The 21598-nt window shown below is 65.9% G+C and carries 21 protein-coding genes; 13 read left to right on the forward strand and 8 right to left on the reverse strand.

The features are described 5' to 3' along the window. Nucleotides 1–528: 528 nt before the first annotated feature. Nucleotides 529–1665, reverse strand: coding sequence for a DNA polymerase IV (dinB, locus tag Q1J79_RS04070; protein WP_300296863.1), 1137 nt, complete (start codon nucleotides 1663–1665; stop codon nucleotides 529–531). A 187-nt stretch (nucleotides 1666–1852) separates the two neighbouring features. Between dinB and Q1J79_RS04075 the strand changes: the two genes are divergently transcribed. Then, a complete protein-coding gene (locus Q1J79_RS04075; RefSeq protein ID WP_300296866.1) occupies nucleotides 1853–2551 on the forward strand; it encodes a hypothetical protein in 699 nt (232 codons plus the stop codon). A gap of 49 nt (nucleotides 2552–2600) precedes the next feature. On the opposite strand, the gene Q1J79_RS04080 is transcribed toward Q1J79_RS04075, so the two are convergent. Further along, the gene (locus Q1J79_RS04080) at nucleotides 2601–2894 is read right to left on the reverse strand and encodes a hypothetical protein (protein WP_300296868.1); all 294 of its coding nucleotides are present in this window, start codon (nucleotides 2892–2894) and stop codon (nucleotides 2601–2603) included. 305 nt (nucleotides 2895–3199) lie between these two features. Between Q1J79_RS04080 and Q1J79_RS04085 the strand changes: the two genes are divergently transcribed. Continuing rightward, the gene (locus Q1J79_RS04085) at nucleotides 3200–3811 is read left to right on the forward strand and encodes a DUF938 domain-containing protein (protein ID WP_300296871.1); all 612 of its coding nucleotides are present in this window, start codon (nucleotides 3200–3202) and stop codon (nucleotides 3809–3811) included. 9 nt (nucleotides 3812–3820) lie between these two features. On the opposite strand, the gene Q1J79_RS04090 is transcribed toward Q1J79_RS04085, so the two are convergent. Next, a complete protein-coding gene (locus Q1J79_RS04090; protein ID WP_300296873.1) occupies nucleotides 3821–4579 on the reverse strand; it encodes a glutathione S-transferase family protein in 759 nt (252 codons plus the stop codon). 113 nt (nucleotides 4580–4692) lie between these two features. Here Q1J79_RS04090 and Q1J79_RS04095 point away from each other — a divergent pair, with 113 nt between their 5' ends. From Q1J79_RS04095 to Q1J79_RS04130, 8 genes are all read left to right on the forward strand, one after another. Beyond that, entirely contained in the window at nucleotides 4693–5394 is a 702-nt protein-coding gene (locus Q1J79_RS04095) for a YafY family protein (RefSeq protein ID WP_300296876.1), read from the forward strand. Between the two features lie 128 nt (nucleotides 5395–5522). Further along, nucleotides 5523–6602: a metal-dependent hydrolase gene (locus Q1J79_RS04100; RefSeq protein ID WP_300296879.1), complete on the forward strand. Its 1080-nt coding sequence runs from the start codon at nucleotides 5523–5525 to the stop codon at nucleotides 6600–6602. 190 nt (nucleotides 6603–6792) lie between these two features. Further along, nucleotides 6793–6936 (forward strand): hypothetical protein, encoded by a 144-nt coding sequence (locus tag Q1J79_RS04105; RefSeq protein ID WP_300296882.1) that lies wholly within the window; start codon nucleotides 6793–6795, stop codon nucleotides 6934–6936. Nucleotides 6937–6960: 24 nt separating this feature from the next. Next, nucleotides 6961–7170 carry a hypothetical protein gene (locus Q1J79_RS04110; protein WP_300296885.1) on the forward strand — a complete coding sequence of 70 codons (210 nt, stop codon included), beginning with the start codon at nucleotides 6961–6963 and terminating at the stop codon, nucleotides 7168–7170. Nucleotides 7171–7250: 80 nt separating this feature from the next. Beyond that, nucleotides 7251–7610: a hypothetical protein gene (locus Q1J79_RS04115; protein WP_300296887.1), complete on the forward strand. Its 360-nt coding sequence runs from the start codon at nucleotides 7251–7253 to the stop codon at nucleotides 7608–7610. A gap of 38 nt (nucleotides 7611–7648) precedes the next feature. After that, nucleotides 7649–7954, forward strand: a complete 306-nt coding sequence (locus Q1J79_RS04120; protein WP_300296890.1) for a helix-turn-helix transcriptional regulator — start codon at nucleotides 7649–7651, stop codon at nucleotides 7952–7954. A 392-nt stretch (nucleotides 7955–8346) separates the two neighbouring features. Then, nucleotides 8347–8661, forward strand: a complete 315-nt coding sequence (locus Q1J79_RS04125) for a hypothetical protein (RefSeq protein WP_300296893.1) — start codon at nucleotides 8347–8349, stop codon at nucleotides 8659–8661. A 170-nt stretch (nucleotides 8662–8831) separates the two neighbouring features. Then, a complete protein-coding gene (locus Q1J79_RS04130) occupies nucleotides 8832–10163 on the forward strand; it encodes a hemolysin family protein (protein ID WP_300296896.1) in 1332 nt (443 codons plus the stop codon). A gap of 542 nt (nucleotides 10164–10705) precedes the next feature. On the opposite strand, the gene Q1J79_RS04135 is transcribed toward Q1J79_RS04130, so the two are convergent. After that, on the reverse strand, nucleotides 10706–11449 hold the full coding sequence (locus Q1J79_RS04135) for an outer membrane beta-barrel protein (protein ID WP_300296898.1): 744 nt from the start codon (nucleotides 11447–11449) through the stop codon (nucleotides 10706–10708). Between the two features lie 233 nt (nucleotides 11450–11682). Beyond that, nucleotides 11683–12276: a peroxidase-related enzyme gene (locus Q1J79_RS04140; protein WP_300296901.1), complete on the reverse strand. Its 594-nt coding sequence runs from the start codon at nucleotides 12274–12276 to the stop codon at nucleotides 11683–11685. A 111-nt stretch (nucleotides 12277–12387) separates the two neighbouring features. On the opposite strand from Q1J79_RS04140, the gene Q1J79_RS04145 reads away from it, so the two are divergent. Next, nucleotides 12388–12807 (forward strand): four-helix bundle copper-binding protein, encoded by a 420-nt coding sequence (locus Q1J79_RS04145; RefSeq protein ID WP_300296904.1) that lies wholly within the window; start codon nucleotides 12388–12390, stop codon nucleotides 12805–12807. Nucleotides 12808–13016: 209 nt separating this feature from the next. Here Q1J79_RS04145 and aroC read toward each other — a convergent pair whose 3' ends face one another. The 3 genes from aroC to Q1J79_RS04160 form a co-directional block, all read right to left on the reverse strand. Continuing rightward, the gene (aroC, locus tag Q1J79_RS04150) at nucleotides 13017–14126 is read right to left on the reverse strand and encodes a chorismate synthase (RefSeq protein WP_300296907.1); all 1110 of its coding nucleotides are present in this window, start codon (nucleotides 14124–14126) and stop codon (nucleotides 13017–13019) included. A gap of 47 nt (nucleotides 14127–14173) precedes the next feature. After that, entirely contained in the window at nucleotides 14174–15019 is an 846-nt protein-coding gene (gene fabI / locus Q1J79_RS04155) for an enoyl-ACP reductase FabI (protein ID WP_300296909.1), read from the reverse strand. Between the two features lie 184 nt (nucleotides 15020–15203). Further along, a complete protein-coding gene (locus Q1J79_RS04160) occupies nucleotides 15204–16946 on the reverse strand; it encodes a cation:proton antiporter (RefSeq protein ID WP_300296912.1) in 1743 nt (580 codons plus the stop codon). A gap of 181 nt (nucleotides 16947–17127) precedes the next feature. On the opposite strand from Q1J79_RS04160, the gene Q1J79_RS04165 reads away from it, so the two are divergent. Both Q1J79_RS04165 and Q1J79_RS04170 read left to right on the forward strand, forming a co-directional pair. After that, a complete protein-coding gene (locus Q1J79_RS04165) occupies nucleotides 17128–19395 on the forward strand; it encodes a methyl-accepting chemotaxis protein (RefSeq protein WP_300296915.1) in 2268 nt (755 codons plus the stop codon). A gap of 136 nt (nucleotides 19396–19531) precedes the next feature. Then, nucleotides 19532–21466 (forward strand): PAS domain S-box protein, encoded by a 1935-nt coding sequence (locus tag Q1J79_RS04170; RefSeq protein WP_300296918.1) that lies wholly within the window; start codon nucleotides 19532–19534, stop codon nucleotides 21464–21466. The last annotated feature ends 132 nt before the right edge of the window (nucleotides 21467–21598 follow it).

The following is a 21598-nucleotide window of genomic DNA, read 5'->3' on the forward strand; positions in this document are numbered from 1 at the left end:
GTTGTTGCGCCTACAAAAAAGCGAAACGGCACAGTAGCCAGCCGCCGCCTGCAAAGTCAAAGGGGCGCGGCGTAAAGGGGCCGAAGGCGGCTTCGCCGGTATTCGCCCGGGTTCGTTTCGGTTCGCCCGGGTTCGCCCGGGTTCGTCTGGGTTCGTTTCGGTTCGCCCGGGTTCGCCCGGGTTCGTCTGGGTTCGTTTCGGTTCGCTCAGGTTCGCTCAGGTTCGTTCGGGTTCGCCCAGGTTCGTTTCGGTTCGTTCGGGTTCGTTTTGCGTATCGCCCCTTATGCCGGCTTATCGCCGCTTATCGCGCGGCATGGCGCCCCGGGACGGTTCACCGGGCAACGATTCACCGGGCAAAAACCGGGTATGCCGGCGCGGCGGGGGGATTGCCGCACCGGCATACGGTGTTATGCAAACTCACTCTCGATAACTCTGCCGTGGTGGCGGCATTGAGAACATATATAGTACAAATCGCTTCCTCCGGCAAGTGGGCCGGCGCCGCTGCCCGCGCGCCGGAACGACCCTCCCTCACATGCCCAGGCTGAGCTGGCCCGTCATCTCCGCCTTCTCCGCCTCGGCCTCGTTGAGCGAGGAAAGCGTCACGCCAAGCAGGCGGATGCCCTTGGTCACCGGAAACAGCTGCTCCAGCAGGGCGCAGGCGATCTGCTCGAACACGGCGCGCGCGGCGATCGGCGCCGCCAGGCTGCGGCTGCGGGTCACCTGCTGGAAATCGGCGTATTTCACCTTCAGCGTCACGGTGCGGCCGCGGATGTCGCGGTCCTCGCAATAGCGCCACACCTTGTCGATCAGCGGGTGCAACTCGGCCAGGGCGGCGCCGTGCTCAAACAGGTCGGCATTGAAAGTGTTTTCCGCGCCGACCGATTTGCGCACGCGGTCGGGCCGCACCGGCCGGTGATCGATGCCGCGCGAGATCCAGTAGAAATAGGTGCCGGCCTTGCCGAAATGACGGACCAGGAAGGGCAGCTCCCGCGCGCGCAGGTCGAGGCCGGTCATGATGCCCAGCCGGTTCATGCGCTCGGCGGTGGCCGGGCCGATGCCATGGAACTTGCCGACCGGCAAAGTCTCGACGAAGACGGGGCCCATCTTCGGCGTGATGACGAACAGCCCGTCGGGCTTGTTCTGGTCGGAGGCCAGCTTGGCGAGGAACTTGTTGTAGGACACGCCGGCCGAGGCGGTCAGCCCGGTTTCGGCCTTGATGCGGGCGCGGATCTCCTCGGCGATCTGCGTCGCCGATGGCATGCCCTTCAGGTTGGTGGTGACGTCGAGATGCGCCTCGTCCAGCGACAGCGGCTCGATCAGCGGCGTGTAGTCGGCGAAGATGGCGCGGATCTGCTGCGAGATCGCGCGATACACGTCAAAGCGCGGCCTGACGAAAACCAGCTCGGGGCATTTGCGTTTCGCGGTGACCGAGGGCATCGCCGAGCGGACGCCGAATCTGCGCGCCTCGTAGCTGGCCGCCGCCACCACGCCGCGCTCGCGCGAACCGCCCACGGCGACCGGCCGGCCACGCAGCTCCGGGTTGTCGCGCTGCTCCACCGAGGCATAGAAAGCATCGAGATCGACATGGATGATCTTGCGCACCGGCGCATCCCGCGCTGCCGCCGGCGCCGGGTCGCCGTCATGCTCGACGATCGTTTCGGGCATTGCTTCTGGCTGCATCGGTTCAGACCACAAGACTCCAGGCGACGACCGGCTTCATCCCTAGTGCATCCGGCATGCCGCGTCGATCCGCGCCGGGACGGAACGCCGCGCGCCGCCGCGCGATGCATGATATAATAAAAACCAACGATGCATACTGGCGCATGCGGGCAGGCAAAAGGCGGGGCGCGTCATGGACAAGCTGGGCGGTCTGTCGGATTTCGATATCTTTGCCTATCTGGCCACCGGCCTGGCGGCGATGGCGGCCTGCGATCTGGTCTTTGCCACCCATTGGGTGATCGGCGCGAGCTGGTCGCTGTCCGAGGGGCTGATCACCCTGCCGCTCGGCTATGTGCTGGGCCATATCCTCGCCGGTCCGGCCGGCTTCCTGATCGAGCGGCATCTGGTGCCGAAACTGCTGGGCGAACCGAAGCGGCTGCTGTTTGCCGAGCAGCCGCAGGGCGGCTGGCCCCGGCGGACGCTGCTGCTTGAATATTACACGCCGCTGGATGACGGCCTGCGCCGCCGCGTGACGGAGCGCGCGGCGCGCGAACACAAGCCGGCCGAGGCCGGCGAGGCGTTGTTCTGGACCGCCTATGCGGTGGCCAAACGCGATGAGCTTGCCTTTCGGCGCATGGAAATCTTCATCAAGCTCTACAGCTTCTGCCGCAACATCGCCTTCGTCGCCGCAATGGCGACCGTGGCCTTCCTCGGCGCCGCTGCCTGCCTGTGGTGGCGACAGGGCTGGTCCGACATGGTCAGCGGAAAACTGTGGCTGGCGCTGCTGGCGGCCGCCATCGCATTCGGCATGCTGATCCGCTACCTGAAATTCCTGCGGCTCTACACGGTCGAGGTCTTCGTGGCCTATAGCGAACCGCCGCCCGCCAAGTAGGACTGAACAGGCAAGACCAAAGCATGCAGAACCGGGGCGCGCGGCCTGCTCATACCGCGCGCAGCAGCACCTGCGCCGCGCCGGCGGCGATGCGGATCGCCCCTTCGGACAGGCGCACGCGCTCCATCGCGTTGTCGACCGGGCGGTCGTCGATGCTGGTTTCGCCGAGCGTGATGAGCCGTCGCGCGGCATCGCGGTTCACCGCCAGGCCGGCCAGCACCAGCAATTCGGCCAGCGACACGCCTTCGGCGAGATGCGATTTCTGCAGCGCGACCTGGGGCAGGTCCAGCTCAGGCGACAGGTCTGGCGCCGGGTTCAGGTCGGGATTTTGCTGGGTTTGCATGACGGTCTCCTTGAGGGCCGGGTTCTGAGCCGCCGGGCCGGAGACCTTCAGTGATGTTGCAAGCCGCCGACCTCGGCGGCTGCAATGGTTCAGACAATGACCAGCGCGCCGCCCGTATGGGAGGGGGTAAAATAATGCCAGAAGCGGTAGGTCGCGGTCATGGGGCGAAGTCTAAGCCCGCGCCGGCGCCGCCGTCAATCGGGGATCGGCGCCAGCGGGACGCTTTGTCGCACGGGCTGTGATATCGGTTACGCGCCGCCATGATTGAGGCGAGACATGCCACGATTGAGACGAGACAGGCGACCATGACCACCGATCCCCGCCGCCATGCGCCGGCCACCCTGCGCAACCGCGAGGCCATCCTGGCCGTTCTGCGCGCTGAGCTGCCAAAACAGGGCCTGCTGCTGGAAATCGCCAGCGGCAGCGGCGAGCATGCCGCCTTCATGGCGCCGCTTCTGGCGCCGCTGCTCTGGCAGCCAAGCGATTTTGATGCCGATGCGCTGCCCTCCATCGATGCCCATGCGGCCGACAGCGGGGCCACCAACATCCGCCCGGCCCTGCGCATCGACGTCACGGCCGATGACTGGCCGGTGCGGCAGGCCGATGCGCTGCTCTGCTGCAACATGATCCATATCGCGCCCTGGGCGGCGGCCGAGGGACTGGTGGCCGGCGCGGCCCGCATCCTAGCTGGCGAGACCGCGCCGCTCATGCTCTACGGCCCGTTCCGGCGCAACGGCGTCCATACCGCGCCGTCGAATGTCGCCTTCGACGACAGCCTGCAGGCGCGCGATCCACGCTGGGGCGTGCGCTGCCTCGATTCAGAGGTCGCGCCGCTGGCCACGCGCCACGGCTTCACGCGGATGTCCGTGGTCGAGATGCCGGCCAACAACCTGATGGTCATGTTCCGCCGAATGTGAACGGCCGTCTCACGCCGCCTTCTGGCAGGCGCGCCAGGCGAAACGCGGATAGAAGCGCTCCATCATGCGCTCGACGTAATCGACCAGATTGTGAAACGCCTCGGCGCGGCGGCGCAGGGCATTGTCGAAATATGGCGAGAGGATATTGGCCAGCTGGGCGAAGGCGATCGCGTCGCTGCCGGTGGGGTGTCCGCCGAACAGATACGGCTTGTCGCCCAGCAGCACCGACAGCGACCGCAGCGAGCGCGCGCCCAGCAGAACGATCTCGTCATGGCCGTGGCGCGTGATGCCCACGGCGAACAGGTTGGCCATCACCTTGTCGCGCAGGGCCTGGCGCAGCTCGGTGCGCTGCGGCTCGGGCACGGCGTCATACCAGCGCGCCGGACCATTGGCGAAACTCGCATCATCGGCATAACGGAAATAGGCGCAGGCCCAGCCGAGCTGGTTTTCCACCATGCGCTCCACCGCCCAGGCCACCGCGCGCTGCTCCGTGCTTAGGGCCGCATCGAGGTCGACGCCGTATTTCTGCTCGATATAGCTGCGGATGAAGGTGGAATCGGCCACCGTCACGTCGTCATCGGTGATGAAGGGCAACTGGCCCTTGGGCGAGTCGGCCGGCTGGGCGCGCACATGGATGTAGGGCAGGCCGGCGATCTGCAGCTGCACCTCGGTCTTCATCGTGTAGGGGCTTACCTCGGGCAGACCGAAGGCGGGGCCGCCGCCATGCAGGCGGATCGGCTGGCGGGCGGGGATGTCCATATAGCTCATGGTGGCTCCGGAGGCGTGAAAAGGGGGAGGCAACGGCGCGATGCCGTCGGAAATGCTTGTAGCAACCCCCTGCTGCCACCATGCTGTCAGCAGTGCCGGGATAGACCTTGCCCATGAGAAAAGCCGACCGCCTGTTCCAGATCGTGCAGATCCTGCGCCGCGCCAGACGCCATCCGGTGACGGCCGAGGCTTTGGCGCAGGAGCTCGAGACCTCGAAGCGCAGCGTCTATCGCGACATCGCGGCGCTGATGGCCCAGCGCGTGCCGATCCGCGGCGAGGCCGGCATGGGCTATGTGCTGGACCAGGGGTTCGACCTGCCGCCGCTGATGCTCACGCCGGATGAAATCGAGGCCGCCGTGCTCGGCGCGCAATGGGTGTCGCGCCGCGCCGATCCGGTGCTGGCGCGCGCCGCCCTCGACCTGATCGCCAAGATCGCCCAGGCGGTGCCGGAGCGCCTGCGCCCCTATGCGGCCGAACCGGCCGCCATCGCGCCGCCGAGCTGGAACCAGCAGCCCGATGCCATCGACATGGTGCAGACGCGACAGGCGATCCGCACGGGCCGCAAGATCGCGCTGGATTATCGCGACGAGTTGGGCCGCGAAACCAGGCGCGTGATCTGGCCGGTCACCATCGGCTATTTCGACACCGTGCGCATGGTGGTGGCCTGGTGCGAGCTGCGCCGCGATTTCCGCAGCTTCCGCACCGACCGCGTGCTGGCGGCCGACTTCCTCGATGAACGCTACCCCGAACGGCCGAGCGCGCTGCGGGCGAAATGGCACAAGGCGGTCCTGCGCAACAGGGGGCATGTGGAATAACGCCGCCGGCCGGAATCTCCCAGCTTGAAATCCCCCTGGCTTGAAGTGTCGCGCCTTGAAATTCAGTTGGGGCATGCCAGAGTGTCGCGGCATGTCCCTTCCTCCTTCCCAGCATTCCGGTCCTTGCAATGGATAGCGTCACGCAGCTTCTGTTCGGCGGCGTGGTGGCCCAGGCCGGTGCCCGCCGCATTCTCGGCCGCCGCGCGGTGGCCGCCGGCGCACTGATCGCCACCCTGCCCGATCTGGATGTGCTGTCGGGCCTGTTCGGGCCGGAGAGCATCACCGATGGCTGGCTGTATCACCGCGCCGTCAGTCATTCGATTCCGGCCACACTGATCTACGGCACCGCGATCGGCTGGATGATCTGGAAGGCCGAGCGGCTGCGTCGCAAGCCGGCCGACACCGAGGAGGACCGCAACCGCCGCCATTGCTGGATGTGGCTCGGCGCGCTGGCCTGCGTGACGCATCCCGTGCTCGATCTTTTCACCGCCTATGGCACGCAGCTGCTGGCGCCGTTCAGCGCGGTGCGGTTCGCCATCGATGCGATGCCGATCATCGATCCGCTTTATACCCTGCCGCTGCTGGTCGCCTTCCTGTTCGGCCTGACCAGTCGCGCCAAGCCGCGCCATGTGCAGCGCATGGCGCGGTTCGCGCTGGTCTATGTCGTGCTCTACACCACCATGGCCTGGGGCATCGGCCTGCACATGCAGGAGCGCACGCGCGCGGAGCTGCGCGCTGCGCATGTCGTTCATGCCGACACGGCGCGCGTTGCCGCCTATCCGGTGCTGTTCCAGCCCTGGTGGCGCCGCATCGTGGTCGACCTGCCCGATGCCATCCTGATCGGCTTCGCCTCGCCGTTTGCGGCCAAGCCGATCGCCTGGCAGACGATTCCGCGGCCCGACCGCAGCAAAGCGTTGCAGGCCGCCGAGGCGACTTATGATGCCGGCGTGTTCCGCTGGTTCGCCGATGGCCGCCTGCACTGGACGCTGAAACCCGATCCGATGCCCGACAATGCCGGCGGCCTGATCGCGGAAGCACACGACTATCGGTATGGCATGCCGGGCGACAGCATCCTCGGCTTCTGGGGGCTGCGTTTCCGCCTCACCGCGCAGAACGAGGTGGTCGGCCCGCCGCAGTATCTGACCGAGCGCCCGCGCTTCAGCCGCGCGAGCTTCGAGCAGCTCCGGGACGGCGTGCTGGGCCGCTGAGCGGACTAGAACCAAGACTACTTCCGCGATGAATATTTAAATCTGGGAGCCTTAACAGGCGCTTATAAAGTAAAACCGTCATTAAATACTTGGAAACAAAGGTATTTCTCAAATAAATACATCGACTTGCACAAGTAAAAAGCCTAGACCGGGGCTGCGGCGTTTCTGCCGCATAGAAAGCGTGATTGTCATGACCCAGTCCCAGAACAAGCCGAATAATCTGGCTGAACTCGACAAGAGGGTCGCCGATGCCAAGGCCGCCGAAGGCCAGACCCAGCAGCAGGGTCCGGCCAACGCGCCGGCCCAGCCGCAGCCGGACGCCGTCAAGGTCTGACCGCATGGCCGGGGAGGAGTCGCGATGAGCAACATCCTGTCGTTTCCTTCCCGGCCGTTGCGGGTCGCGGCGCCAGCGGGTCCTGCCAATATCCGGCTGGACCTGCTGCTGTCCGACGAGGTCGGACAACTCGCGCTGCGCAGCGCCGGGCTGAGCGAGCGGCAATTCCGGCTGCAGTTCCGCCAGACCGCGCGGGCACGCCGCAGCATGCTGGCGCTGCCGCAATACATGTAACGCGCCGCCCTGCCGGCGACGCGTCTTTCACGCCCTGTCTCTCAGCAGGCCGCCTCAGGCAGCGCGGCGGAGGATTTGTGATGACATCATCCATCAACAGCAAGACGACCTGGCAGCAGCGTTTCGGCGACCGCTGGGACAGCATCAGGCCGGTCGCCATCGCCCTTGTGGTCGGCCTAGTCGCCGGTCCGCTGATTTCCAATTCCATGGGCTGGCAGGTCACCCAGGGCCGCGCCGACCGCCAGAGCCATGCCAGCGCGGTCGAGCAGCAGGCAATGATCTGCGCCGCCCAGGCGCGCGTCGTGACACCGAACAGCGCGGCGCTGGACTGGAGCGCGCGGCGTGAACTGGCCGAGAAATTCGCCGTCATGCCGGGCCGCGAAAGCGCGGAAAGCGATGTGATCAGCGCCTGCACGCAGATCCTGGCCCGGGACAGCTGAACCGGTATCGACCGGACGCAAAACCACAGGGAGCCGTCATGACCGCCACCGCCGCGCCATTGCAGGGCCCGCACGCCCTCAGCATCCTGCCCCAGGCGAGCATCGCCATGCTGTGCCGGCCGCAGCGGCGGCAGGGCAAACTGTTTTATCCCGCCGGCATGCAGCTCTGCTTCGCCGACATCTGCCATGCCCGCGGCCTGACGCTTGAGCAACTGGCGACCAGGCTGATCATGACGCGCGACAGCCTGGTTGCCATCCTGCATGGCGCCCGGGAAGTGCCGCCCGGGCTGGCAGCCAGCCTGGCCCAGGCCCTGACGGCGGCGCCGGAGCAGGCCAGGCCGTGAAATACGGCGCGCTGTGGTTTTCCCTGCTGGCGCTCTGGGGCCTAATCGGCGTTGCCACAACCTGGACGGCTATCGGGTTCTGACGCGCGGATGCTGGCTATTGGGCGTATACTGTACTATAATTATAGATAATACGCCGGATGACTGCCGGCGCCCCGCCCTGTCGCTCCAGTTCTTGTTCCGCAGCCACCGACAAGGGCATTCAGCGCGCTTCGCATCATAAAGCGGCGAAGCCCGGATTACCGCCTTCAAGCCGTTATCGCCCTCGGATCATCCGGGGCTGCAACGCTCGTTTCCGACGCAACACCCCTGCTGTCAGCGCGGCATTGGCCGGCCTGATGACAGTTCCTGTCGTTTCGCGACCGCCCCGTCGCCCTGATCAAGGACCACCCATGTCGACACGCACCGTATCCGCCGAAGAAGCCCGCCTCCGCGCCGAAGAGCGATTCAAGAAAACCGCCCTGCGTGAGCGCGAGGCCGCCGAGGCGCGCCGATTCCAGCAGGAGAAGGACAAGGCCGAAACCGCCAAGGTGGATCGCCTGCGCGCCCTGCGTCTGGCCCGCGATGCCCAGCAGGCCGAAGCCGCCGCCCAGAAGCTGGCCGACCAGCAGAATTCCGGCGTGGCGCCGGCCGAGAAACGCAAGCGCCGCAGCAAGGCGGACGCCGCCGCCGACACGGCCGAAGCCACAGCCGGCGCAGAGTCCTGACCACGGCGAATGCAACCAGGCGGCGGTCTGCCCCCTAGCATCGCGCCGGGGCGTCGCTTATATTCCCCCGGCTATGCCAGACCGACCTTGCCGGGGCCGTGCGCCCGTTGCCGGCCGCGACTCTCTTTCCGCCGCCCCACCTGAATCCCCGCTCCGCATGAAGGCGCATCATGTCGCTCGCGCTTGAGCTGATCCTCATCGCGGCGCTGATCCTGCTCAACGGCATGCTTGCCATGTCGGAGCTGGCGGTGGTGTCATCGCGGCGCGCCCGGCTGGAAGCGCTGGCGCGCCGGAAAACCGCGGTGGCGCGCGGCGCCAGACTGGCGCTGAAACTGGCAGCCAATCCGGGCCGCTTTTTGTCCAGCGTGCAGATCGGCATCACCCTGGTCGGGATTCTCGCGGGCGCCTTTTCCGGCGCCACACTGGCCGATCGCTTTTCCACCTGGATCGAAGCCACCTATCTGGTGGCCGAACCGATTGCCGATGGCATCGCATTTAGCGTGGTGGTGGGCAGCGTCACCTATCTGTCGCTGATCATCGGCGAGCTGGTGCCCAAGCAGCTGGCGCTGAAAAAACCCGAGCCGATCGCCGCCGCCATGGCGCCTTTACTGGCCGGCCTGGCCTGGATCGCCAGCCCGGTCATATCGCTGCTCGACATTTCCTCCAAGCTGGTGCTGCGCCTGCTGGGCGCCGGCGCCAGCAACACGGAAGCGGTGACGGAAGAGGAAATCCGCCATCTGGTGGCCGAAGCCGAAAGCGCCGGCACGGTGGAGCCGGCCGAGCGCCAGATGATCGCCGCAGTGCTGAAACTGGGCGACCGCGCGGTGCGCAGCGTGATGACGCCGCGCCACGATCTTGACTGGCTTGATCTCGATGCGCCGCATGACGAACTGGTGCAGCGCCTGCGCCAGACCATGCATCTGCGCCTGCCCGCCTCGCATGGCTCGATCGACGAGCCGGTCGGCATCGTCGGCGTGAAGGACGTGTTCGATGCGCTGCTCGATGGCGGCCGCGACCAGCTCGCCGCGAAAGGCTTCGCCGAGCTGATCCGCCCGGTGCCCGCGGTGCATGAAAGCGCCGACGTGCTGGACGTGCTGGCCTTGCTGAAGACCTCGCCGGCCGGCATGGCCTTCGTGGTCGATGAATTCGGCAGCCTGGAAGGCGTGGTCACCGCCAGCGACATCCTGCAGACCATTGCCGGCGATTTCGCTTTTCCCGATGGCGAGGCACCCGACCTGGTGCAGCGCGAGGATGGCTCCTGGCTGATCGATGGCAGCCTGCCGCGCGAGGACATGGCCGACCGTCTCGGCCTGCATCTGCCCGAGGAGGAAGGCCATACCGTGGCCGGCTTCCTGCTCGCCCGTTTTGGCCGCCTGCCGGTGGCCGGCGATGCGGTGGAGTGGCATGGCTGGCGCTTCGAGGTGATGGACATGGATGGCCGCCGCATCGACAAGGTGCTGGCGGTGCCGCCGCGCGAGGCGGTGGCGGCGCATGATTCCTGACCGCCGTCAGGGAAGCGCGCAGAGTTTCAGGTAATTATCGGTCGCCGCGGAACCGGTGTGAAATCCGGCAGTTTCCGTATGGACGGCCATGCTTCGGGCAAAAAAAGGGGCCGCACCGAAGCGCGGCCCAAGTCTAGGGAGGAAACGCCCGAGAAGGGCATGCAACAAACCGGAAGCTTGTTGCGATGCAAAAAATAATGGGTTCGACAGTGCAGTGCAAGAGGAAAAATGGTGTCCCGCGTCACATTAACAAAAACATATACTTGAGACATTTTTTGAGTCGAATCGGGGCTTTCCGCGACAGATTGTTAGTTCACATTCTATTGTGCGGGCGCGAAAAGCGAGAGAGTGTTGCGCCCGGAACACAGGCAGACGCTTTTTTAATCAGAGCCGGAATGGGCAGCAGAAGGCCGTAAGCGGACGAATCGGCCATCGCCCACAGGTCCGGCGGGTGGTTCCGGCCCGGCAGCAAAAAGCCCGCTCCGGATGAGGGAGCGGGCCTGCGATATGCCTGATGCCTGATCGGCGAGTCAAAAGGGGCGTCAGAAGTGCCAGGCAGTGCCCACGCGGATGATATGCGCGGTCAGTTCGGCGTCGTTATCCGTCGTGTAGCCGGCAACATTGGCCGGCACGCCTTTGGCGCCATTTTTCTCGACCTTGCCAAGATAGGCGTAGAGATACTCCGCCTTCAGGCTCCAGCTTTTCGACAGCGCATATTCCAGACCGCCGCCGGCCGTCCAGCCGAGCAGCAGCCGGTCCTCCGACAGCCCTTCGGAATGATATGCGACGTTGGTCTGCGTGAATTTCTGGTCCACCCGGGCATGGGTCAGGGAGACGCCGCCCGTGGCGAACAGCAGCAGATTGCCGGAGAGCGCCTCGGGCACATAACCCACGCGCGGGCGCAGGCCGGCGAAGAAATCCGTTTCTACCTTCTGGTCCAGCCGGTAGGTACTGCCCGACGTCAGGACCGTTGCCGTGACCGACGACGACTCATTCAAGCCGAGATAGCCGGCCTCGGCTTCCAGGCCATAGACCAGGCCGCCGCGTTTCACCTGATAGCCGCCATACAGGCTGCCGGTGAAGGTCGCGGAATCCAGATCCGTCTTGCGCCGCCAGAAATTGCCGTCGGCAATGTCATTGGCGTTGCCGGTGATAAATGTTCCCGTCGGATTGAGGCTCATGTCGGCCTTGCCGATCCCGGCGCCGGCCGTGACGCCGGTATAGGGGCCCGACCAGGCCGAATCATCCGCTGCCCGGCTGCTGCCGGCGGCCAATACGATGGCCATCGCCAAGAGTGTCATTCTGACAGGCGCGATGCGCATGCTTTTTCCCCACATAAAAACGCAACCCGATTTTACGGAACATATTCTACTAGCGCTACATGATTATTGGCCGGTGGAATACTAGTCTTCAGAAAGAGAGCAATAAATCGAAAGCCGGCTGTGGGCGCCAGCATGAAAAAGCCCGCTCCGGATGAGGGAGCGGGCCGTGAACTGTCCGGCTGACTGCCGGGTGGGGTTCAGCGGAAGCTGCCGTGATACTCGTCGTTCGGCCGCATCTCGATGGCGGCCGCCATGCGGTTGGACATGTTGAAAAAGCTGATCGTGGCGGCGATGTCCCAGATGTCGCGGTCGCTCCAGCCGGCATCGCGCAGGGCCTGGCGGTCGGCCTCGACGATCTTGTCGGGGCTCTCGGTCAGCCTGGTGGCGAAGTCCAGCGCCGCGCGCATCTTCGGCGTCAGCTCGGCGGCGCGCCAGTTCATCACCATCAGCTCGCCCAGCTTCGGATCGCCCGAGATCTGGCGCACGGCGGCGCCATGGGCGGTGAGGCAATAGAAGCAGTGGTTGATGCTGCTGACCACCACGGCGATCATCTCGCGCTCGAGCTTGGACAGCCCCGAGGGCGCCAGCATCAGCTCGTTATACATCTCCGAAAAGCCGCGCAGCTTCTTGGCATCGAAGCTGTAGCTGAGCAGCACGTTCGGCACGAAGCCGATCTTCTCGTCGCATTTGGCGAAATAGGCCTGGGTATCGGGATCGAGATCCTTGCGCTCGGGCACCGGGATGTTCAGGGCATGCGGGCGCGGTTTTCCGCTCTTTGGGGACTGGCTCATGGTTTCCTCCGTCTGTGGCGCCAGACTAGGGCGAAATTCGTGTGGAACAAAGCGTCCGGCCGGGGGTTACCGCTAAGGCAGCCCCTAGACAATCTGACGCAGGAGGTTTTCATGCATGTTGCATCCATGATCCGCACGCATCCCCGGGTTGGCGGCGACGCCGCGCCCGATGAGAGTCTGGTCCGCTGCATCGAGGCCTGCCTCGACTGCGCCCAGACCTGCATCGCCTGCGCCGATGCCTGCCTGGCGGAAGATGACGTCGACCGGCTGCGGCAATGCATCCGGCTCGATCTGGATTGCGCCGATTTGTGCAATGTCGCGGCCACCGTGGCCTCGCGGCGCACCGGCGCCAACCAGACAACCCTGCGCGCTTTGCTGGCGGCCTGCGCCGAAGCCTGCCGGGTCTGCGGCCTGGAATGTGAGCGCCATGGCGAAACGCATGGCCATTGCCGCATCTGCGCCGCGGCCTGCCACCATTGCGAACGGCTCTGCCGCCAGGTGGCGGATGCCGCCGCGCCCATGCTGCAGTAGGAAGTGGTGCATTATTGATGCGAATTTCAGCGGCAACACATCAGCACCGTCATGCCCGGGCCCAAGAAGAATTCCCTGGCCGGGCATCCACGTGGTGGTGCCAGGAAAGGCGTGGATGGCCGGAACAAGTCCGGCCATGACGGTTATTTCAATGCGGTAAGAGGCCCCTGACTTCCGAAACCTCGGCGGCCGGGGCGACGATCACTTTCTCAGCGCGCGTCAAAACCGGACTTGAAGTCTCCGACCTGGCCGCGATGGCGCAGCAGGTGGTCGGCCAGCACCAGCGCCAGCATGGCCTCGCCCACCGGCACGGCGCGGATGCCGACGCAGGGATCGTGCCGGCCCTTGGTGGTGATATCGGTCTCATGGCCGAAACGGTCGATGGTGGCGCGCGGGCTCAATATCGACGAGGTGGGCTTCACGGCGAAACGCACCACGATCTCCTGGCCCGAGGAAATGCCGCCGAGGATGCCGCCGGCCTGGTTGGAAAGGAATTCCGCCTTGCCGTCCTTCAGGCGCATCTCGTCGGCGTTCTGCTCGCCGCTCAGACGTGCCGCGGCAAAGCCCGCGCCGATCTCCACGCCCTTCACGGCGTTGATGCTCATCATGGCGGCGGCCAGGTCGGCATCCAGCTTGCCGTAGATCGGCTCGCCGAGGCCGGCAGGGATGCCCGAGGCGCGCAGCTCGACGACGGCGCCCACGGATGAACCCGCCTTGCGGATGCCATCCAGATAGTCTTCCCATTCCATGGCCATCTTCGGATCGGGGCACCAGAAGGGATTCTGCGTCACGCTGTCCCAGCTCCAGTTCGCCGGGTCGATGGTCTTCTCGCCCACCTGCACCAGCGCGCCGCGAATCTGCACGGCTGAGCCGATCAGGGTGTTCAGCACGTTGCGCGCCACCGCGCCGGCCGCCACGCGGGCCGCCGTCTCGCGCGCCGAGCTGCGTCCGCCGCCGCGATAGTCACGGATGCCGTATTTGCTCCAGTAAGTGTAATCGGCATGACCGGGACGGAACTTGTCCATGATCTCGCCGTAATCCTTCGAGCGCTGGTCGACATTCTCGATCAGCAGCGAAATCGGCGTGCCGGTGGTCTGGCCCTCGAACACGCCCGAGAGAATTTTCACGGCATCGGGCTCGCGTCGCTGGGTCACGAAACGCGAGGTGCCCGGTTTGCGCTGGTCCATCCAGTGCTGGATGTCGGCTTCGGTGAGCGGAATGCGCGGCGGCGCGCCGTCGATCACGCAGCCCAATGCCGGCCCGTGGCTTTCACCCCATGTGGTGACGCGGAAGAGCCGGCCAAAACTATTGTCAGACATGGGGGCTGTTATCCGACATAGGGCTTATCGCCTAACATTGGGCTTGCTTACTCGGCCTTCTTGCCGCCGAGCGACAGCAGCAGGTCGGCCACCTGGGCGGCCTGGTCCACCGCCACCATGCCGACGCTGTGATAGCCGGAATCGACATGATGCACTTCGCCGGTGACGCCGGAGCCCAAATCGGACAGCAGATACAGGCCGGCGCCGCCGACCTGCTCGATGGTCACGTTCTGGCGCAGGGGCGCGTTCAGCTCATTCCATTTCAGGATATAGCGGAAATCGCCGATGCCGCTGGCAGCCAGCGTCTTGATCGGGCCGGCCGAGATGGCGTTGACGCGGATCGCCTTCTTGCCGAGATCGGCGGCGAGGTAGCGCACGGATGCTTCCAGCGCCGCCTTGGCCACGCCCATCACGTTGTAATGCGGCATGACGCGCTCGGCGCCGTAATAGGTCAGCGTGATGGCGCTGCCGCCATCGGTCATCAGCTTCTCGGCGCGCTGCATCACGGCGGTGAAGCTGTAGCAGCTCACGTTCATGGTGAGCGCGAAGTTGTCGAAGCTGGTGTCGATATAGCGGCCCTTCAGCTCGTTCTTGTCGGAAAAGCCGATGGCATGGACCAGGAAGTCGAGTTTGCCCCAGTCCTTTTCCAGCGCCGCGAAGGTGGCGTCGATCGAGGCCGGATTGGTGACGTCGCATTCCAGCACATGCCGGGCGCCGATACCCTGGGCCAGCGGGCGGACGCGTTTCTCCAGCGCCTCGCCCTGATAGGTGAAGGCCAGTTCGGCCCCATGGGCATGCACCGCCTTGGCGATGCCCCAGGCCAGCGAACGGTCGTTGGCGACACCCATGATAAGGCCGCGTTTGCCATGCATGAGCGGTTGCGGTTGCGACATAAATCCCCCGGTAAGGCTGTGGCGCGAAACGGCCGGCGCAGCCGCTGGGGCGCTCCTGGCACGAAACACTGGGCGGCGAGAGTAGCCGAAACACGCGCTCAGGCCAAGCAGCCTAACCCTTTATGTTGAAAAGAAAAATTCCCGCAGTGTCGGTGCCGGGCCCGGTCGTTCAATCCCCGGCCGTTCAATCCCCAGCTGGCCCGCCGGCGCTTCTCGCCCGTTCCAGCCGCTGGCGCACCGCGTCTTCCGGCAGGCCGGCCTGCTCCAGGGCCAGCGCGCCGAGCTGCAGCGAGGCTTCGGCGGCCTCGGCGATCACCTGGGTGGCACCGAGTTTGCGCAGATGCCCGGCATGGCCATGGTCGCGGGCGCGGGCGAAAACCGGCAGATGCGGCCAGGCGCGATGCGCCGTGGCGACCAGATGGCCGGCGGCGGCGGCATCGTCGAGCGTGACCACCATGGCCTGCGCCCTGCCGGCGGAAAGCTTTTCCAGCAGCTCGACGCGGCTGGCATCGCCGTAATGCACCGGCCGTCCGGCGCGCCGCTCGGCCGCCACGGTTTCGGCATGGCTGTCCACCGCCACCCAGGGAATCTGCTCGGCATCCAGCAGGGTCGCGATCATGCGGCCGACGCGGCCATAACCGCAGATCACCACATGGCCGTCCTGCCGCTCGGTCTCGGCGCCGACGCCATGCTCGGCATCGGCAACGCGGTCGGCCATGGCCCGCGCCATGCGCCGCGCCGCCTGCGCGATGAAAGGCGTCGCCAGCATCGACAGGGATACGACCAGCAGCATGAACTGCGCGGTTTCCGCCGGCAGCAGGCGATAGCGTTCACCCAGGCCCACCACGACGAAGGCGAATTCGCCGCCCTGGCCCAGCAGCAATGCCATCTCCAGCGCCGTGGCGCGGCTCTGGCCGAACAGCAATGCCAGCGCGGCGATGATGCCGCCCTTGATGGCGAACAGGCCGATCACCGACAGCAGGATCCACACGGCATCATCGGTGGCGACGCGCAGGTCGATGCCCATGCCGACCGACAGGAAAAACAGCCCCAGCAGCAGGCCCTTGAAGGGCTCGATGCTGACCTCGACGGCGTGGCGGTATTCGCTTTCCGCCAGCAGCAGGCCGGCAAGGAAGGCGCCCAGGGCCATGGACAGGCCGGCGACGCCGGTGGCGGCGGCCATGGCGATCACTACCAGCAGGATCAGCGCCATGAACAATTCCGGGCTGTTGGCGCCACCGGCCAGGCGGAACAGCGGACCCAGCACGCGGCGGCCGACCACGATGATGGCGACGATGGCAATCACGGCGATCAGCAGGGTCTGGCCCAGCTGCAGCAGCAGGTTCTGGTTGCTGGTGGTGCCGGCGGTGGCGAGAAAGCCGATCATGAACAGGATCGGCACCACGGCCAGGTCCTGCATCAGCAGGATGGCAAAGCTGGCCCGGCCAACCGGCGTGCCGCCGCGCCGGCTTTCGATCAACAGCTGCATGACGATGGCGGTGGAGCTGAGCGCCAGGCAGCTGCCGAGGATCAGCGCGGCCGGCGCGCTGTTGCCGAACGCCATGGCGATGCCGCCGATCACGGCCGCGGCGATCAGCACCTGGGCCAGGCCGAGGCCGAGCACAAGGCGTTTCATCTGCCACAGCCGGTCGAGCGACAGCTCCAGCCCGATCATGAACAGCAGGAAGATGATGCCGAATTCGGCGATCAGCCGCACGCCGGCGATATCGCCGATGGTGATCCAGGCCAGCCAGGGCAGGCGGTCGGCGAACAGCGCCAGGCCATGGGGACCAATCAGCAGGCCGACCGCCAGGAAACCCAGCACCGGGCTCAGACGCAGGCGGTGGAAGACCGGCACGACGATTCCGGCCGCCACAAGGAAAACGATCAGCTCACGGAAATAGGGGATGGTCTCGGTATGCTCCATGCCTGACCTTCGCTTACGCGGATTGGATCGTCAAACAATTGTTTCCATTGGGCTTTTAAATTAATCCCGTCACGAACTGTCACAGGCCATGACAAAAATGACTGATCTGGATCAAGGCAGGCTTCGCGGGTTTCCGTCACCTCTCACGCATTGCCATCCTGTAATCCGGAATCTCCCCTTCATGTCCATCACCGCCGCCGCCAGCATCCCGGCCGTCAATCCGGGGGCCGCCAATCCGGGTCGTCGTGGCCTTTCCGTCCTCGTCCGCATCATGGCGATCATCCTGGTCGCCATCGTCAGCCTGGTGATCCAGCTCGGCACCGACCTTTACCAGCTGCGCCATAACCTGCTGGACGACCGCGCCACCAAGACGCGTGAACTGGTCGAGGTGGCCCATGGCGTCGTGCGGCATTATGCCGAGCAGGCCGAGGCGGGCGCGATGAGCAGGGAGGCGGCGCAGCAGGCCGCGCTGACCATGCTGCAGGGCCTGCGCTACAGCGGGCGGGAATATTTCTGGGTCAACGACCAGAAGCCCGTGCTGCTGATGCACCCCTTCGCGAAAGACCTGGTCGGCAAGGATGTCGGCGCCTACGCCGATCCCGATGGCAAGAAAATCTTCGTCGAATTCGCCCGCATCGCCCGCGAGACGGGCGAAGGCGAGCTCGACTACCGCTGGCCCAAGCCGGGCAGCAGCGAGGCAGTGGAAAAGGTTTCCTATGTGAAGGGCTATGCGCCCTGGGGCTGGGTGATCGGCAGCGGCATCTATCTGGATGATGTCGATGCCGTGATGCGCGAGGAAATCCGCAATACCGGCATCGGCGTCACTATCAATGCGCTGGTGCTGGTGCTGTTCGGCTGGATGCTGGCGCGCGCCGTCGCGCGTCCGCTGCATGCCCTGACCGAGGCGATTGATCGCCTGGCGCAGCGCGACTGGAAAACGGCGGTGCCGCATACCGGCCGCGGCGACGAGATCGGCGCCATCGCCCGCGCCGTCGGGGTGTTCAAGACCAACGGCATGGAAAACGACCGGCTGCAGCAGGAAGCGGAGGAAACCCGCCGCAATGCCGATGCGCAGCGCGCCGCCCGCGAGGCGCGCGAGCAGGCCGCCGCGCGTGAGATCGCCGCCCTGTGCGAGGAGATCGCCCATGGCCGGCTGGAAACCCGTCTGGCCGAGGCCGGCAAGGACGGCTTCCTGCTGGAGGTGACGCAGCGGCTGAATGCGCTGACCGCCACGCTGCACAGCGTGACCGGCGAGCTGGCGGCCGTGATTCATGGCATGGCCGAGGGCGATGTCAGCCGCCGCGTGAATGGCGATTACGCCGGAATCTTCGCCGACCTGAAGGACAGCGCCAACAGCATGGCCAGCACGTTGCGCGGCTTTGCCGAGGACCTCGCCGCATCGGTGCATACCCTGCGCCAGGCGGCGTCGGAAATCTCGTCCGGCTCGGAAGACCTGGCGCATCGCACCGAAAGCCAGGCGGCGGCGCTGGAGCAGACCGCGGCGGCGATGCATCAGGTGACGGCGACGGTGAAGCAGAATGCCGACAACGCCCAGGCGGCCAACCAGCTGTCGGGCACCGCGCGCAGCACGGCGCATCGCGGCGGCGCGGTGGCCGGTAATGCCGTGACGGCGATGAGCAGCATCGAGCAGAGCGCGCAGAAAATCGGCGACATCGTTGGCCTGATCGACGAGATCGCCTTCCAGACCAACCTGCTGGCGTTGAATGCATCCGTCGAAGCGGCGCGCGCCGGCGAGGCCGGCAAGGGCTTTGCGGTCGTCGCCCAGGAAGTGCGCGCGTTGGCGCAGCGCAGCGCCAACGCGTCGAAAGACATCAAGGCGCTGATCCAGGAATCGAATGCCCAGGTGAAGGCTGGCGCGGCCCTGGTCAACCAGGCCGGCGGCTCGCTCAGCGAGATCGTCGATGCGGTCGACAAGGTGACCGGCATCGTCGGCGAGATCGCCACCGCCTCGGCCGAGCAGGCGCGTGGCCTGGACGAGGTCAATATCGCGGTGGGCAACATGGATGAGATGACCCAGCGCAACGCGGCCCTGGTCGAGCAGACCCATGCCTCGGCCCAGGCGCTGGCCAACATGGCGCAGAGCCTGTCGGAATCGGTCAGCTTCTTCAAGCTGGGCGAGGCCCATGAGGAGCATCGCCGGGCCCGCCGCGAGGAAGGCGGGCCGAACGACACCGTGTCGTGGAAAGGTCAGGCGCTGCCGTTGCGCAACTGGTCGCGCATCGGCTTGTTCTTCGGCCCGGCTGCGACGCCGCCCGCCATGGGCGACACGCTGGAGCTGCGCGTGCGGGTCGACGCCGCCGAGGGCCGCATCGAATTTCCCTGTCATGCCACGGTGGCGCGCGTCGAGAAGGGTTTTGTCGCCGTGCGCTATACCTGCGACGACCCGCGCATCCAGGCGGCGATCAAGGCGCATTTCGGCCGGGACTAACGCCCGCCGAATCTTCCGCATGCGTGGTTGCCGGTTATCAAATTTTTATGCCGGCAACGGTTCCCTTTTCCCTTACCCGGGCTGAGACTGAGGCCACCGCCGCCATCCGGCGACGGGCCTCTGGGGGCAGGGGGCGATGCCGGCCGACGCCATCATGCAAGACAATGCCGCGCAGAATGCCGCGGCGCTGGATAACAGCCTGTTGTTCCGTACCTTCATGGACCGGAGCTCGGCTGGCATGCTGGTGCTGTCGCCGGATCTCCGGATTCAGTATGCCAACCAGGCCTTCTGTCGGATGCTGGGTTGCGACAGAGACAGCATCCCGCCATTGCCCAAGATAGTCCATCCGGATGACGATGCGATGGCCCGGGACAAATTCATCATGCTGATACGCGGCGAGCTGATGGAGGACCACAGCGAGCTGCGCTACCTCCGCCGTGACGGCAGCGCCTTCTGGGCCGATGCGTCGATATCCGTAGTGCATGATCCTGCCGACGGCAGCCTGAAATACCTGGTGCTGCAAGTGACCGATATCGACGCCCGCAAACGGGCGGAGGCGGCGCTGATCGCCAGCGAGGACATGTTCCGCTCGGCGATGGAGCATTCGGCCAACGGCATGCTGCTCTCGGCGCTGAATGGCGCCTGCCTGCGCGTCAACCGCGCCATGTGCGAGTTCCTCGGCTACAGCCATGACGAGATGCTGACGCTGAATTTCCGCGACGTGACGCATCCCGACGACATGCAGCGCGCCGCCGACGCCTATGACCGCATCCGACGCGGCGAACTGGAAAGCCACAGCGAGGAGCGGCGTTACCGGCGCAAGGATGGCAGTTATGTCTGGGGCCTGGTGGCGCGTTCGGCGGTGCATGACCACGAGGGCCGGCCGCAATACATTGTCGTGCAGATCACCGATATCACCGCGCGAAAGGAATTCGAGGAGCGGCTGCTGCACCTGACGCAGCGTTTCCGCCTTGCCCTGCAGGCCAGCGGCATCGGCATCTGGGAACAGGATGCCGGCGCCGACACGGTGGCCTGCGACGACCGCACGCTTGAGATCTGGGGCTTCGGCCCCGGGGAATTCGATGGCCGCGTCAGCAGCCTCTATGCCCGCATGCATCCCGGTGACGCGCCGCGCGTGCGTGGCCTTATCGCCGAGGCTGGTCCACATCACACGGCGCTGACCTTCGAGCACCGCATCCGGCTGCCATCGGGCGATCTCCGGCATGTCCGGGTCTATCGCATCGTCGCCGCGCAGGAGGGCGGCCGCATCACGCGCCTGGTCGGCACGATCCAGGATGTCAGCGAGGAGGTCGCCCGCGCCCGCCTGCTGCTCGCGGCCAAGGAGGCCGCCGAGACGGCGAATGCGGCGAAAAGCCGGTTTCTGGCCAATATGAGCCATGAACTGCGCACGCCGCTGAATGCCATCATCGGCTTTTCCGACCTGCTGGCGAGCGGCATCGTCAGGACCGACGATTCCGCGCTGGTCAAATCCTATGCCGGCGACATTCTCTCAAGCGGGCGGCATCTGCTCAATATCATCGACGACCTGCTTGATCTGTCGCGCATCGAAGCCGGCAAGTACACGCTCGACGAAGAGCCGCTCGACATGGTCGAGGTGGCGAACCGGACGATCGCCATGCTCACCGACCAGGCCAGCCGCGACGGCCTGCGGATCGAGGCCGATTATGCCGCCGGGCTCCCAAAGGTGATGGCGGACGAGCGGGCAATGCACCAGATCATGCTCAACCTGCTGTCCAACGCGGTGAAATTCACGCCGCGCGGCGGCCGCATTACGGTCCGTCTCGACACCATGCCGGAGCAGGGCCTGCGCCTGCGCGTGACCGACACGGGCATTGGCATCGCCGCCGTCGACATCCCGAAGCTGATGAAGCCGTTCAGCCAGCTCGCCAATGTCTACCAGCGCCAGTATCACGGCACCGGGCTCGGCCTGGCCATCGTGCGGATGCTGGTCGACATGCAGGGCGGGCGGGTGGACATCGACAGCGCCCCGCAACGAGGCACCACGGTCAGCGTCTGGCTGCCGTCCAGTCGCCTCCTGCCAACCGGCTGACAGCCGCCGTCGGCTTCGTCTCCGTCCCTGTTCCGATGTGACGCAGGTCAATTCCGTGCCGGGTTCCATACCGGCTTCCGTATTTGGGGCGCGGCGTTTTGCCGCCGCTGGCCACCTTGCTGTCGCAAACGC

Source organism: Ferrovibrio sp., from assembly GCF_029255545.1.
Lineage (GTDB): Bacteria > Pseudomonadota > Alphaproteobacteria > Ferrovibrionales > Ferrovibrionaceae > Ferrovibrio.